General features: G+C 74.4%; 10 protein-coding genes. 9 read left to right on the top strand and 1 reads right to left on the bottom strand.

Going from position 1 to position 15,082, the window contains the following annotated elements; translation table 11 throughout:
* Nucleotides 1–7 precede the first annotated feature (7 nt).
* The 6 genes from AMK33_RS06930 to AMK33_RS06905 all read left to right on the top strand — a co-directional run bounded on the left by AMK33_RS06930 (nucleotide 8) and on the right by AMK33_RS06905 (nucleotide 9,901).
* Nucleotides 8–1,051, top strand: a complete 1,044-nt coding sequence (locus tag AMK33_RS06930) for a glutamate ABC transporter substrate-binding protein (protein WP_201262969.1) — start codon at nucleotides 8–10, stop codon at nucleotides 1,049–1,051.
* A gap of 84 nt (nucleotides 1,052–1,135) precedes the next feature.
* Nucleotides 1,136–2,470, top strand: a complete 1,335-nt coding sequence (locus tag AMK33_RS06925; protein WP_073931842.1) for a hypothetical protein — start codon at nucleotides 1,136–1,138, stop codon at nucleotides 2,468–2,470.
* Between the two features lie 22 nt (nucleotides 2,471–2,492).
* A complete protein-coding gene (locus AMK33_RS06920; protein ID WP_073931841.1) occupies nucleotides 2,493–5,021 on the top strand; it encodes a serine/threonine-protein kinase in 2,529 nt (842 codons plus the stop codon).
* A gap of 3 nt (nucleotides 5,022–5,024) precedes the next feature.
* Nucleotides 5,025–6,638, top strand: coding sequence for a PP2C family serine/threonine-protein phosphatase (locus AMK33_RS06915; RefSeq protein ID WP_073931840.1), 1,614 nt, complete (start codon nucleotides 5,025–5,027; stop codon nucleotides 6,636–6,638).
* A gap of 112 nt (nucleotides 6,639–6,750) precedes the next feature.
* Nucleotides 6,751–8,100 carry a vWA domain-containing protein gene (locus tag AMK33_RS06910; protein ID WP_073931839.1) on the top strand — a complete coding sequence of 450 codons (1,350 nt, stop codon included), beginning with the start codon at nucleotides 6,751–6,753 and terminating at the stop codon, nucleotides 8,098–8,100.
* Between the two features lie 82 nt (nucleotides 8,101–8,182).
* Nucleotides 8,183–9,901, top strand: coding sequence for an FHA domain-containing protein (locus AMK33_RS06905; RefSeq protein WP_073931838.1), 1,719 nt, complete (start codon nucleotides 8,183–8,185; stop codon nucleotides 9,899–9,901).
* Nucleotides 9,902–9,909: 8 nt separating this feature from the next.
* Here AMK33_RS06905 and AMK33_RS06900 read toward each other — a convergent pair whose 3' ends face one another.
* Nucleotides 9,910–10,851, bottom strand: a complete 942-nt coding sequence (locus tag AMK33_RS06900; RefSeq protein ID WP_073931837.1) for a methyltransferase domain-containing protein — start codon at nucleotides 10,849–10,851, stop codon at nucleotides 9,910–9,912.
* 77 nt (nucleotides 10,852–10,928) lie between these two features.
* On the opposite strand from AMK33_RS06900, the gene AMK33_RS06895 reads away from it, so the two are divergent.
* The 3 genes from AMK33_RS06895 to AMK33_RS42125 all read left to right on the top strand — a co-directional run bounded on the left by AMK33_RS06895 (nucleotide 10,929) and on the right by AMK33_RS42125 (nucleotide 15,082).
* A complete protein-coding gene (locus AMK33_RS06895; RefSeq protein WP_073931836.1) occupies nucleotides 10,929–11,342 on the top strand; it encodes a globin in 414 nt (137 codons plus the stop codon).
* 246 nt (nucleotides 11,343–11,588) lie between these two features.
* Nucleotides 11,589–14,873, top strand: a complete 3,285-nt coding sequence (locus tag AMK33_RS06890; RefSeq protein ID WP_073931835.1) for an FtsX-like permease family protein — start codon at nucleotides 11,589–11,591, stop codon at nucleotides 14,871–14,873.
* Nucleotides 14,874–14,875: 2 nt separating this feature from the next.
* On the top strand, nucleotides 14,876–15,082 hold the full coding sequence (locus AMK33_RS42125) for a hypothetical protein (protein ID WP_073931834.1): 207 nt from the start codon (nucleotides 14,876–14,878) through the stop codon (nucleotides 15,080–15,082).

Here is a 15,082-nt window from a genome sequence, read left to right as displayed (position 1 = left end):
CATGACGATGATCGCACGACACCTGCGGGCCCGCCTGAAGGGCTGGGGCGGAGTGGGTGCGATGGCGACCGCCTGCGCCCTGGCCCTGGTCTTCGCGCTGGTACTGGCCTGCACCGGCCCCCCGGCCGGCGGCCCGTCGAGGACCACCGGCCAGACCGTGTCCCACGCCGCACAGACCCGGGCGGACGAGGACTGCACGGCCCCGGAGAAGCAGACCCTCTCCCCCTCCGACGCCGACGGCCCCACCATCGAGGCGATCAAGAACCGTCAGGGTGAGAAGCGCAAGCTGATCGTGGGGGTCGACCAGAACAGCTACCGCTGGGGCTACCGCGACCCCAACAGCGGCGAGGGCGGCACCCTGGAGGGCTTCGACATCGACCTGGTGCACCGCATCGCCGAGGACATACTCGGCGACCGGGACGCGGTCCAGTTCAAGGCGATCCCGACCGACCAGCGCATCCCGGCGATCCAGGCCGGCCGCGTCGACATGGTCGTCCGTACGATGACGATCAACTGCGCCCGCATCAAGGACGTGGCGTTCTCCGCGCCGTACTTCAAGACGGGCCAGCAGGTCCTCGCCCCGAAGTCCTCACCGATCAAGGGGTACGACGAGACGCTCGCGGACCAGGAGATCTGCACGGCGACGGGCTCGACCGCGTACACGAAGCTGGAGACGGACAAGGAGGCGGGCGACCTGCCGGCGTCCACCGACATCCGCACCACCGTCCCCAACCAGCTCGACTGCCTGGTGCGGTTGCAGCTCGGCGAGGTCGACGCGGTGGTCACCGACGGCGCGCTCGCGGCCAGCCAGGCCGCGCAGGATCCGACGGTCCAGCTCAAGGGCGAGGCCTTCACGACCGAGTACTACGGCGTGGCGATGAAGAAGGACGCGGACGACCTGGTGCGCCGGGTCAACCGGATCCTGGTGGACTTCCGCGAGGACACCACGGACGGCTGGCAGGACGCGTACACCGAGTGGCTGTCGGCCACGCTGGGCGCCGACTCCTCCGAGTCGAGGCCCCCGGCCCCGGAGTACCTGCGCGAGAACTGACCCGAAGCAACCCCGGAGCAACCCCGAACCGACCCCAGCCGGACGCACCCCAACCGTCAACAACCCCCCAGCGAGAGGTGATCGATGGCCGACACGGATCCCACCGGGCCGGTGATGGACCGGGACGAGGTGGACCGTGCGCTGGCGCGGCTCGGCGCGGAGCACGAGGCGATCGAGACCTCGCTCCTCGCCCTGCAGGACCACGCGGGCCGAAGACTCCTGGAGGGCGCGCGGCTCACCGGCATCACCGAGGAGCGCTGGACGGCCACGGAGGCGTCGATCACGCTGCTGTGGACGTACTTCGACGCGTACACGGACGCGCTGCGCACGGCCCGGGACATCCGCTCCCGCCGCCGCTGGTCCAGCCGTGAGGACCTGGTGGAGCTGACGGAGCTGCTGCGCGGCGAGTCGGTGACCGTGGCGGGCGGTGCGGCGGCGACCGCCAACGCGCCGACGCTCCACGCCACCCCCGGGAAGCTCAGCGAGCGGTACTCGCTCACCACCCTCGTCGACCGTATGAACGAGCTGTACGCGACCTCGCTGGACATGGTCGTCGCCGCCGACGCGGTGTGGTCGGCGCTGCCCGCCCGGATCGATCTGCTCGCCGCCGAACTCCAGCGCACCGGCCGGCTCGCGCACTCGGTTGGCGTGCGCCCCGGCGAGCACCCGGCGGGCGACGACCTGGAGCGGATCACCCGTACGCTGACGAAGCTGCGCGAGCAGGTGGTGTCGGACCCGCTGGCGTACTGGAACAAGGCGGAAGGCAGTTCGGCACCGGGTGGCGGACGCCCCGACACCACGGTCTACGACCGTGAGGCGCGTGCGCTGGAGGACGTGCGCCGGGAGATCGACGCGGTGCTGACGGTCCGCCAGGACGCCGAGAAGCGGATCGTCAGGCTGCGGGACGTGCTGTCCCGCGCCGACCGCACCCTCGCCGAGGCCCGCACCGCGCGCGGCGAGGTGCTGGCGAAGATCGCCGCGACGGAGGTGCCGGTGGTCAGCGGACCACCGACCGTGCTGCAGGAGCAGCTGTCGACGGCGGCCGAGTACCGCAGACACGCCCAGTGGCACCGCCTGTCCCCGCTCCTGGAGTCCCTCGAACAGAAGGCGGAGGACGAACTGATGCGCGCCCGGGAGTCGTTGACCGCGGTGACGGCACCGCTGGCGGTCCGTGCCGAGCTGCGCGGCCGGCTGGACGCGTACAAGGCGAAGGTGGCCCGGCACGGTCTGGCGGAGGATCCCGTCCTGGTGGAGCGGTACGAGAAGGCGCGCCGCATGCTGTGGAGCGCGCCCTGCGATCTGCGCGCCGCCGACCGGGCGGTGCTGCGCTACCAGCAGGCGGCGGCGGAGGTCCTCGGCACGGCGCCCCGGGTGCCGGGCCAGGGCGTGCCCGACGACCGGAGGGGGCCCGGCGCATGAGCGACGAGGGGGAGGCCGCGTCATGAGCGAACCGGAGAACCGGGCACCCGGGACCGGGTGTCAGCGCCCCGAGTGCGGGGGCGCGTACGAGGACGTCGGCGGCGGCGAGCTGTACTGCGACACCTGTGGCCTCGCCCCGGTGGTGTCGCCGACCGGCATGGTCGGCTCGGCCCCGACCGGTATCACGGCGGGCGGCCGCGACTCGCGCGGTTCGGCGGGCAGCGGACGCTCCAGCGGCCGTAGCGGCCGCAGTTCCCGCACGTCGTCCCAGTCGTCGAAGTCCCGCCGTTCGGTCTCCGGGCGGCTCTCCCGCTCGCTGTCGGGCCGGACCACGGGCCGCTCGGTGTCGGTGCGCGGTTCCGGCGCGGGCGCCGGCTCGTCCGGCCGGGGCCGTCTCGGTGCCGGTCTTGTCGAGGTGCCGCCGATCCCGCGCCCCGACCCGCGCGCGATGGTGCTGGACAACCCCGAGGTGCCCGAGCGGAAGCGGTTCTGCTCGCGCTCGGACTGCGGGGCGCAGGTGGGCCGGGCCCGCGGCGGCCGGCCGGGGCGCACGGAGGGCTTCTGCACCAAGTGCGGCCACCCGTACTCGTTCGTCCCGAAGCTGCGGGGCGGGGACGTCGTGCACGGCCAGTACGAGGTGGTCGGCTGTCTGGCGCACGGCGGTCTGGGCTGGATCTACCTCGCCGTGGACCGGGCGGTCTCGGACCGCTGGGTGGTGCTGAAGGGCCTGCTGGACACGGGTGACCAGGACGCGATGGCGGCGGCGATCTCCGAGCGGCGCTTCCTCGCGGAGATCGAGCACGCCAACATCGTGCGGATCTACAACTTCGTGGAGCACCTGGACCAGCGCACCGGCTCCCTCGACGGCTACATCGTCATGGAGTACCTGGGCGGCAAGTCGCTGAAGGAGATCGCCAACGGCCGCCGCACCCCGGAGGGCAGGCGCGATCCGCTGCCGGTGGAGCAGGCGTGCGCGTACGGCATCGAGGCGCTTGAGGCGCTCGGCCATCTGCACAGCCGCAACCTGCTGTACTGCGACTTCAAGGTCGACAACGCGATCCAGACCGAGGACCAGCTCAAGCTGATCGACATGGGCGCGGTGCGCCGGATGGACGACGAGGAGTCGGCCATCTACGGCACGGTCGGCTACCAGGCGCCGGAGGTCGCCGACGTCGGTCCTTCGGTGGCGTCGGACCTGTACACGGTGGCCCGTACGCTCGCCGTCCTCACGTTCGACTTCCAGGGCTACACGAACGTCTACGTGGACTCGCTGCCCGACCCGGACAACATCGAGGTCTTCCGGCAGTACGAGTCGTTCTACCGCTTCCTGGTCCGCGCCACCGACCCGGACCCGGCCCGCCGGTTCTCCTCCGCGCAGGAGATGGCCGAGCAGCTGACGGGCGTGCTGCGCGAGGTGGTCTCCCTGCAGTCGGGCCGGGCGCGTCCGGCGCTGTCCACGCTCTTCGGCCCGGAACCGCGGGTGACGGACACGGAGTTGTTCCCCGCTCCGGCCGGGGACGTCTCCCGTCTGGGCGCCCGCCCGGACCGTTCCCGCAAGTCCCGCGAGTCCCGTAAGGGCACACCTCACGCGCTCCCGCCCGCCGCCCTCGTCAAGCCCGTCGACTGCGCCGCCGCCGCGCTCGCCCTGCCCGTGCCGCACGTCCATCCGTCCGACCCCAACGCCGGTTTCCTCGCGGGTCTGCTGGCGTCCGCGCCCGGTGAGCTGATCAACGCGCTCGCCGCCGCGCCCGTCCCGTCGGCGGAGACCCGGCTGCGTGAGATCCGCGCCCGGCTGGAGACCGGCGAGTGGCCCACCGCGCTGGCGGCGCTGGGCGCGCTGGAGGAGCAGGACCCCGACGACTGGCGGGTGGTCTGGTACCGGGGGGTGGCCTCGCTGGTCACCGGCGACCACGAGGGCGCCGCGCTCGCCTTCGACGCGATCTACGACGCGTTCCCCGGCGAGATCGCGCCGAAGCTGGCGCTCGGCGTGTGCGCGGAGGTGCTGGGCCAGTTGGACAACGCCGCCGAGTACTACCGCCTGGTGTGGTCGACCGACCCGAGCCATGTGAGCGCCGCGTTCGGGCTGGCCCGGGTGCAGTTGGCGGCCGGGGACCGCAGCGGCGCCGTGCGGACGCTGGTGTCAGTGCCGGAGTCCTCCATCCACTACACGGCCGCGCGGGTGGCGTCCGTCCGGGCGCGGTTGCGCGGGCGTGCGGCCGCCGCCGGTGACGTACCGTTCCTGGAGGACCTGAGCGCCGCCGCCGGGCAGGTCGAGGCCCTGGAGGCGTACGGTCTGGATCCGGCACGGCGCGAGCTGTTGTCGGCCGAAGTCCTCGGTTGCGGGCTGGACTGGGTACTCTCCGGGGGCCAGGGTTCCGCCCCTCCCGCCGCCGGGGGACGGACGCTGCTCGGCAGCGGCCTGGACGAGCGGGGCCTCCGTTTCGGCCTGGAGCGTTCGTACCGCACGCTGGCCCGGCTGGCGCGCAGCGGCGAGGAGAGGATCGACCTGGTGGAACGTGCCAATCGTTACCGCCCCCGGACATGGGTGTAGTTGATGTCGCAGATGCCTCAGCAGGCCGCTCTGTCGAAATGCCCGAGCTGCGAGGAACCCCTCGAGTCGGGTGATCGTTTCTGTGGTGCGTGCGGATACGACCTGTCCGTGGTCCCCGCACGGCCGCGGGACGAGCCGACGGTCGCCGTGAACGGCTCGGTGCCACCGCAGGCTTCGGCCGACCGTGACCGGCCCCGGCCGCCGTCGGCCCCGCCCGCCGCACCGTCCTGGCCCACCGCCCCACCGGCCCACCACCCGGCCCGCACCTCCCTGCCCGACACGTCGGCCGGCCAGGGAACACCGGTCCGGGGGACGCCCGTACCGCCGCCCCCGGCGCCCGGCACCCTGATGCCGCCGTCCACCGCCCCGGACACGCCCGTGCCGCCGTCTCCGGGCCAGGGCACCCCCGTACCGCCGCCCGGCGCCCAAGTGCCGCCGTCCACCGCCCCGGGCGCTCCCGTAGCACCGCCGGCCCAGGGCGCCCCCGTACCGGCGTCCCCGGCGCAGGTGACGCCCGTACCCCCCTCCCGCGCCGAAGGCACCCCCGTGCCGCCCCCGTCGGCGGAGCCCTCCGCGCCGTCGTCCGGGGTGCGGTTCGACCGGCGGGCGCAACAGGAGGAGCGGGCCGCGCAGCCCGACGAGTATCCGCTCCAGGCGCCGGACCCGCGGGTGGCGGCCGAGCAGGGAACGGCCGGCGGTGGTGCCGCGGTGTGCGTGGCCTGCCGTGCGGGACGGGTCGACGACGACGGCTACTGCGAGAACTGCGGCCACGCCCAGCCACGCGAACGGGACCACATGGAACAGGAAAGCGGACCGATCGGCGCGGTCAGCGACCGCGGCCTGCGCCACCACCGCAACGAGGACGCCTTCGCCGTGAGCACCACGGCGCTGCCCGACGGCTCCCCCGCCTCCGTGGCGATCGTCTGCGACGGCGTCTCCTCCGCGACCCGCCCCGACGAGGCGTCACTCGCCGCCTCCCGCGCGGCGAACGAGTCCCTGCTCGCGGCCCTGCCGCGCGGCACGCACCCGCAGCAGGCGATGCACGACGCGATCATCGCCGCCTCCGAGGCGGTCAACGCGCTGGCCGACGAGCCCGCGGCGGCCCGTGAGCACGCCCCGCACCAGAACGCCCCGGCGTGCACGATCGTCGGCGCCGTGGTGACGGCCGGCCTGCTGGTGGTCGGCTGGGTCGGCGACAGCCGCGTCTACTGGATCCCGGTCGACCGCTCCACTCCGGCGGCCCGGCTCACCGAGGACGACTCGTGGGCCGCGCAGATGGTCGCCGCGGGCCTGATGGGCGAGGCCGAGGCGTACGCCGACCAGCGCGCCCACGCGATCACCGGCTGGCTCGGCGCCGACGCGTACGAACTGGAGCCGCACACCGCCTCGTTCAAGCCGGACCGGCCCGGTGTGGTCGTGGTCTGCACGGACGGCCTGTGGAACTACGCGGAGTCGGCCGACGAGATGGCCGAGGCCGTGCCCGCGGACGCGGCCGTACGACCGCTGCACGCCGCCCGGGTACTGGTCGGTCACGCCCTCGACGGCGGGGGCCACGACAACGTAACAGTGGCCCTCGTGCCGTTCCCCGCCGTCCCGCAGGGGGCAGGATCGGCCTGAGGCCGCTTACGGGACGCCTCGCACGGGGAAGCCTCAACGGACCGGAGGGGACCGGTCCGTCATCCGTCGTCGCCCCGCGCCGCCGGGGCATCCAAGGGGGATCGAAACAGGCATGGCCAATTTCTCGAAATCGAACGTGCCGCAGTTCTCGGTGGACGTGTACCAGAACGAGTACCTGCCGGAGGGCGGCCGCGAGGTCAACGCCATCGTCACGGTGACCGCGACCGGCGGTGGCACCATCGGCAGCGCGGTGGCGGCGCCCCACCTCTACCCGCCCGGCCAGGGCCCGTCGGCGGCCGTGGTCCTCATGGTCGACTGCTCGGGCTCGATGGACTACCCGCCGACCAAGATGCGCAACGCCCGCGACGCGACGGCCGCCGCGATCGACGCCCTGCGCGACGGCGTGAACTTCGCGGTGGTCGGCGGCACGCACGTGGCCAAGGAGGTGTATCCGGGCGGTGGCGGCCTGGCGGTCGCCGACGCCTCCACCCGTGAGCAGGCCAAGCAGGCGCTGCGGAAGCTGAGCGCGGGCGGCGGCACGGCGATCGGCACCTGGCTGCGGCTGGCCGACCGGCTGCTGGCGTCGGCGGACGTGGCGATCCGGCACGGCATCCTGCTCACCGACGGCCGCAACGAGCACGAGTCGGCGGAGGACCTGAAGGCGGCCCTGGACGCCTGCGCCGGGCGTTTCACGTGTGACGCCCGCGGTGTGGGCACCGACTGGGAAGTGAAAGAAGTCACAGCCATCGCCTCCGCCCTCCTCGGCACCGCCGACATCGTCGCCGACCCGGCCGGTCTCGCCGCCGACTTCACGCGGATGATGGAGACGGCGATGGGCAAGGAGGTCGCGGACGTCTCGCTGCGGCTGTGGACCCCGGTCGGTACGACGGTGAGGTTCGTCAAGCAGGTCGCGCCGACGGTCGAGGAGCTGACCGGCCGCCGTACGGAGGCGGGTCCGCGCGCGGGCGACTACCCGCTGGGTTCCTGGGGTGACGAGTCCCGCGACTACCACGTCTGCGTCGAGGTGCCGCCCGCGAACATCGGGCAGGAGATGCTGGCGGCCCGGCTGTCGCTGGTGATCCCGCAGCCGTCCGACGGCAGCGTGCGCAACCTCGGGGCGCAGGGTCTGGTCCGGGCCGTGTGGACGGACGACATGACCGCCTCGACGTCGATCAACCCCCAGGTCGCCCACTACACCGGGCAAGCGGAACTGGCGGAAGTCATCCAACAGGGTCTGGATCTGCGCAAAGAGGGAGATATCGACGGAGCGACGGCCAAACTGGGCAGGGCCGTGCAGCTCGCGAGCGCGTCCGGCAACGCGGATACTGCGAAACTGCTTTCGAAGGTGGTGGACGTGGTCGATGCCGCGACGGGTACTGTGCGACTGAAGGCGAAGGTCGAGGAGGCCGACGAGATGACGCTCGAGACTCGGTCGACAAAGACTGTTCGTGTAAAGAAGTGATCCGTAAGTAGTCGAGCCCGACCCCTCGGGGTGGGAGAAACCGGCCGGAACCGGCCGGACAAGGAGAGGGGGAAGCGCCGACATGCCGACCTGCCCGAACGGACACCAGTCGGGTTCCGACGACTGGTGCGAGGTGTGCGGTCACCGCATGGCGGGTGCCGTGCCCCCACCTCCTCCCCCGCCGCCCGCACCCGGTGGCGGCGGTTACGGCTTCCCGCCGCCCGGCGGCCCCGCCGGCGGTCCTGGCGGCCCCGGTGGTTTCGGCGGCGGCCGGACCGAGCTGTGCCCGCAGTGCCGTACGCCGCGCGAGGGCGCGGCGCCGTTCTGCGAGGAGTGCCGGTGGAACTTCCTGACGAACACGGCGACCTCGTACACCCCGGCCGCCCCGCGTCCGCCGGCCCCCGGCCCGGGTCCGGGCGGCCCCTTCCAGCAGCCGCCCGGCGGGCCGTCGTACGGCGGCGGTGACTCGTACGACTATCAGGGCTCACGCCCCTCCCAGATGAACCGCCCCGCCGAACCGATCCCCCCGGGCCCGCCCGGCTTCGGCGGCGACCCCTCACGACCGGTACCGCCGCCTCCGGGCCCGGGCGGGCCCGGGGGTCCGGGCGGTCCGAACGGATCCGGCGGCTTCGGTGGTCCCGGCGGCCCTGGAGGCCCCGGCGGACCGAACGGCCCCGGCGGCCCCGGCGGCTTCGGTGGTCCTGACGGACCTGGTCGACCTGGCGGCCCGAACGGGCCCGGTGGACCGAACGGCCCCGGCGGCTTCGGTGGTCCCGATGGGCCGCCAAGGCCTAACGGTCCCGGCGGGCCCGGCGGCCCTGGCGGCTTCGGTGGTCCCGGCGGACCGAACGGTCCCGGTGGACCCGGCGGCCCGAACGGGCCCGGTGGACCCGGTGGGCCTAACGGTCCCGGCGGTCCTGGCGGCTTCGGTGGTCCTGGCGGACCGAACGGTCCGGGTGGACCCGGTGGTCCGAACGGTCCGGGTGGACCCGGTGGTCCGGGTGGACCCGGTGGTCCGAACGGTCCGGGTGGTCCTGGCGGACCGAACGGGCCCGGCGGTTTCAGTGGTCCCGGCGGCCCTGGAGGCCCCGGCGGACCGAACGGACCCGGTGCTCCGCAGGCGTTCCAGCCCGGATCGTCGGCCCCGCCCGGATTCCCGCAGGAGACCGGCCGCCCCCAGCCGGGCGGGCCGCCCTTCGGCGGCGGTGACGACGACTGGGTGATCTCCCCGCCGACCGGCGGTCCCGGCGGCCCCGGCCCCGGTTCCGGTCCCGGTCCCGGCGGTCCGAACGGCCCCGGTCAGCGCGGCGGTTACGGCTACCCGCAGCCCGGTGCCACCCAGGCGCCGCCCGGACCCGGCGGCTTCCCGCAGCAGCCCCGTCCGCCGCAGGGACCGGCGACCTGGACCGCGACCATCGGTCCGGACCGCGAGTACTTCATGGCGATGATGCAGCGCTCCGGCCCCGAGGCCGCGGGCCTGAACCTGCCCGCGTACTCGCCCGAGCAGCAGCGCACGCTCACCGGCAACCAGATCACCATCGGGCGCCGTCGCCACTCCACCGGCGACACCCCCGACATCGATCTGTCGACCCCGCCGGAGGACCCGGGCGTCTCCCACCAGCACGCGGTGCTGGTGCAGCAGCCGGACGGCACGTGGGCGGTCGTCGACCAGAACTCGACGAACGGCACGACGGTCAACGGCTCGGACGAGCCGATCCAGCCGTTCGTCCCGGTCCCGCTCCAGGACGGCGACCAGGTGCACGTGGGCGCCTGGACGACGATCACCATCCGCCGGGGCTGAGCACGGCCCTAGGCGGCGGGCACCGGCCAGGCGTGCGGCCCTTCGGGGTCGTCCAGCCAGGCTCGGTCGCCCTCGGTGTCGACGGTGAGGCCGTAGCGTTCGCGCTGCGGCCTGCCTTCGCGCTCCCAGAGGTCGTACGCCTCCCGCGGTTCGAGGGCACCGGCGGTCAGCGCCAGCAGGAACCGGAACAGATCGCTTCCCCGGGCGACGGCCGGCAGCCCTTCCAGATCGGGCTGCTCCTGCCACGAGCGGTTCGCGCCGCGCAGCGGGACGAAGTAGGCGGGCGTGTGCAGGAAGCGCCCCTCGGCGTGACCCGCGTCGCGCACGGTGAGCGCGACCAGGCCGGTGGCGAACGGGGCGAGGATCCGGCCGCCCGGACGGCACTGGGCGAGCCAGGCGCGCGGGACGGACGGCAGGGCGCAGGTCGCGATGATCCGGTCGAAGGGGGCGCGTGCGGGCACCCCGCGCGCGCCGTCGCCGGTGACGACGGCCGGACGGTGCCCGGCGGCGGCCAGGTGCCGGGCGGCCGACTCGGTGATGTCCGGGTCGAGGTCGACCGTGGTGACCAGGTCGTCGTCGCCGAGCCGGTGGGCGAGCAGGGCGGCGTTGTACCCGCTGCCGGTGCCGATCTCCAGCACGCTCTGCCCGTCCCGCACCTCCAGGCCGGCCAGCATCAGCGCCATGAGGGAGGGCTGGCTGCTGGAGGAGAGCAGCTCGCCGTCGCGCAGCCGGATCGCCAGCGGGGTGTCCTCGTACGCGCCGCGCAGCCACCGCTCGCGCGCCTCGGGGACGGGGTTCTCGCCCCACCGGCGTTCGTAGCCGCCGACGACGCCCACGTAGTAGTACGGCACGAACAGGTGGCGCGGCACGGCGGCGAACGCCTCCCGCCACACCGGGTCGGCGTCGAAGGCCCCGCTCGCACCGATCTCCCGCACGAGCGCGGCCCGCATCTCACGGTCCTGTCCACCCACGTCTCCACAGTAGGGCGGTCCTAGGCCTCAAGTCCTATGCCGGCGCGTCTGAGACCATGGACGGCGTGACAGAGATTCGGCGCGGCACGCTTCAGGAGCAGACCTTCTACGAGCAGGTCGGCGGGGAGGAGACCTTCCGCCGGCTCGTCCACCGTTTCTACGTGGGGGTGGCCGACGATCCACTGCTGCGGCCCATGTACCCCGAGGAGGACCTGGGTCCGGCCGAGGAGCGGCTCGTGCTGTTCCTCATGCAGTACTGGGGCGGCCCGACCACCTACAGCGAGAACCGCGGTCACCCGCGGCTGCGGATGCGCCACGTCCCGTTCAAGGTCGACCGGGCGGCACACGACGCATGGCTGAAGCACATGCGCGACGCCGTCGACGAACTGGGCCTGCCCGAGGAACACGAACAGACGTTGTGGAAGTACATGACGTACGCGGCGGCATCGATGATCAACTCCCCGGACTGACGACACGGCCCCTTCCGGACAGCCCCTCTGGGGGAGTTCGAGGAGCGGGGTCCGGAACGGAGCCCCGGGTCGGGACGGGAAGGGGCCGCGGGGGCGAAGAAAACCCTCCCTCCCCCGATCGCATTCCGGTGCCCCGTCCCCGATTTCCGATCACGATCCGATCAAACCCACCCCCCGAACGGTTACCCCCACCCCACCCCCTCTGACAACATCACCCGAAGGTCCGGACAACCACGGGGGGTTGCGGTGCCATCCGCAGGGGACTCGGCGAAATTCACACTCGCCCGCGCACACGCGCACAAACCCCTCCTCGCAGCCGCCCTCCTCACCGTCCTCCTCACCACAGCCGTCCTCGCCACCCTCACCGCCTACTCCACCACCATCGGCGACGCCTCCCTGCGCCACGCCCTGACGGCCCCCCGCGACGCCGCCGACACCACACTCACCGTCAAGGCCGAAACCGTCCCGGCGGCCGGCCGCACCGCCGCCGACACCGCCGTACGCGAAGGCGCCCGCGAGGCCTTCGACGGACTGCCGGTGACGCTGCGCACCCTCACCCGCTCCGGCCCGTACGCCCTCCCCGGCTCCCTCCGCCCCCCGGACGAACGCGCGAAGACGGACGAACCCGACCTCACGCACTTCGCCGCACTGGACCGCACCCAGGTGCGGATCAGCGAGGGCCGGATGCCCGCGGAAAGCACCGGTGCGGAGATCGAGGCCGCTCTCCCGGAGACCGCCGCCCGCGCCCTCGCCCTGGAGCCGGGCGCCCGCCTCACCCTGGACAACCGGCTCGACGGGCCGCCGGCGACGGTCCGGATCACCGGCCTGTACCGGCCCGTGGACACCGCCGCGCCCTACTGGCAGCTGGACGACCTGAACGGCCGCGGGATCGTCAAGGGACACTTCACGACGTACGGCCCCCTGCTCGCCGACCCCACCCTGTTCACCGGAGCCGGGGACAAGGTCAGCACGGGCCCCTCGGGATGGCTGGCGTCGGCCGACTTCTCGGCGGTGACGACCGAGCGGATCGACGCGCTGCGCGAGGCGGTGCGCGAGGGCGTCGCCGACCTGCCCGAGGCCGAGGCGCTGGACGGCACGGCGACCGCCACGAGCGAGCTGCCCGCCGCGCTGGACCGCATCGAGCGCTCCCTGCTCGTCTCCCGCTCCACACTGCTGGTCATCGCGCTCCAGCTCGCCCTCCTCGCCGCGTGCGCCCTGCTGCTGGTGGCCCGGCTGCTGAGCGCCGAACGCGCGGCCGAGACCCTGCTGCTGCGGGCCCGCGGCGCCTCCCGCGCCCAGGTGGCCCGGCTCGCCGCCCTGGAGGCGCTGCTGCTGGCCGTGCCCGCGGCGGCCTGCGCCCCGCTGCTCGCGGGACCGCTCGTCCGGCTGCTCGCCGGGCAGGGCGCGCTGGCCCGGATCGGGCTGCGCCTGGACGCCTCCGTCGGCGCGGTCGCCGGACGCGGCGCGGTGTGGCTGGTGGCGGCGGGCGTGGCGCTGGGCTGCGCGCTGGCCGTCACGGTCCCGGCGCTCGTCTCCTCCTTCACGGCCGGCCGTGCCAGGCCGCTGCCGGGCGTGGTGCGCGCGGGCGCGGACGTGGGTCTGCTGGTGGTGGCCGGTGTGGCGTACTGGCGGCTGAGCCGCCGGCCCTCCGGTGCCGTCGGCGAGGACCTCGGCGTCGATCCACTGCTCGTGGTCACCCCGGCGCTGGCGCTGCTCGCCGGTACGGTGCTGACGCTGCGGCTGCTGCCGCCGGTGGCGCGGCTGGCCGAGCGGTGGGCGGCCCGCGGCCGGGGGCTGCCGGGGGCGCTGGCGGGCTGGCAGTTCAGCCGTCGCCCGATGCGCGGGGCCGGCCCGGTGCTGCTGCTGGTGCTCGCCGTGGCGCTGGGCATGCTGGCGATCGGCCAGGGCTCCTCGTGGGAACGCTCGCAGGACGAGCAGGCGGACTTCCGCGCCGGTGCGCCGGTGCGGGTCCTGGCCACCGGGGAGGACGTGTTCGGCCGCGGTCAGGCGTACGCGGCCGTGTCCGGCGTACGCGCGTCCGCTCCCGCCTTCCGTACGACCGTGCCGCTGTCCGGCGGGCGGACGGCGACCGTGCTGGCGCTGGACACCGCGCACGCGGCGGACACGGTGCTGATGCGCTCCGACCTGGCACCGGTGCCGGTGCCGGCGATGGTGTCCGAGCTGCCGCCGAAGGGCGCCGCGGCGGGCGTCCGCGTACCGGCGGGCACCGCGCGGCTGGCGCTGACGGCGGCGCTGCGGGGCGCGGACGCGGCGGCCTCGGTCGACGTCAGTGCCACCGTGGAGGACTCCTACGGCACCCCGTACACGCTCGGCCTCGGCGGGCTGCCCGCCGACGGGCGCCCCCACGACCTCGCCTTCGACCTCGCGGCGGTCACCGAGGCGCCGATGGGCGCGCTGACGCTGACCGGGCTCCGGCTGGAGCTGGTCCAGCCGGTCGGGAAGGCCGAGCGGCACCGCCTCACCCTGGCGGCGCTGACCGCCACGGACACCGGCGGCCGGGAGCGGGAGCTGTCGCTGCCGGACGAGTGGAAGCTGTCCGTCCGTGCCGGTGACGCGGTGTCCTCCCCCGGTGGGGACACCGGCCCTGACCAGCCCCGCGTGGTCTCCGGCGACCCGACGACCGTCGTCTACGGCACCGGCTACCTCCCGGCGGACCTGGCCTGGCGGCCCTCGCCGCTCACCATCGGCCTCCAGGTGCCGCAGCCGTCGTCGTCCGAGGTCACCGCCGTGGCGACGGACCGCTACCTCGCCTCCACGGGCGCGCGGGCGGGGCAGCGGGTGGACGTGCGGATCGGCGGGGTCACCGTGCCGCTGCGGCTCGTGCGGGCGGTGCGGGAACTGCCGTCCACGCCGGTCGGCGGGAAGGACGACGGCGGGGCCCTGCTCGTCGACCTGCGGTCCGTCAACCGGATGATCCAGGCGCGCCAGGGGGAGAGCGTGCTGCCGAACGAGTGGTGGCTGGCGACCGCGCCGGGCGCGTCGGCGCGGGTGGCGGAGGCGCTGCGCGGCCGGCCCGACATCGATCCGTCCCGGGTGGTGGTGCGGGACGAGATCGCCGAGGAGCTGCGCGACGACCCGTTCGGCGCCGGGCCGGGCACCGCGTTCGGGGCGGCGGCCCTCGCGGCGGCGGCGCTGACGGCGGTCGGGTTCGCGGTGAGTGCGGCGGGGTCGCTGCGGGAACGGTCCGCCGAGTTCGCGGTGCTGCGCGCGCTCGGCGCCTCCCGGCGGCGGCTGGCCCGGGTGGTGCTCGTCGAGCAGGGGGTGCTGGTCGGTCTGGCGCTGGCGGTGGGCGTCCTGCTCGGCGCGGTGCTGGCCCGTGCGGTGATCCCCCTGATCATGCTGACCACGGAGGCCACCCGCCCGGTCCCCGGGGTCCTGGTGGAACTGCCCCCCGCCCGGGTGGCCGCCCTCCTGGCCGCCGTGGCCGCGGCCCCCCTGCTGATCACGGCCGTACTGGCCCTGCGCAGGGCGGACCCGGTGACGTCACTGCGGGAACGGGGAGGCGAGTGAGGATGGGCGCCCCGACCACGCACACCCGGCGCCGCGACAGCCCGGCACTCCTCACCACCGTCACCCAGCACGGCCGTACCGCCGCGGAAACGGGGAGGCGATCGAGGACGGGCGCCCCGACCACGCACACCCGGCGCCGCGACAGCCCGGCACTCCTCACCACCGCCGCCCAGCACGGCCGTACCCCTGCCAGAACGGGAGGCGAGTGA

The sequence above is a fragment of the Streptomyces sp. CB02400 genome (assembly GCF_001905725.1).
GTDB lineage: Bacteria > Actinomycetota > Actinomycetes > Streptomycetales > Streptomycetaceae > Streptomyces > Streptomyces atrovirens.
This window is presented reverse-complemented; position numbering and strand designations above follow the sequence as displayed.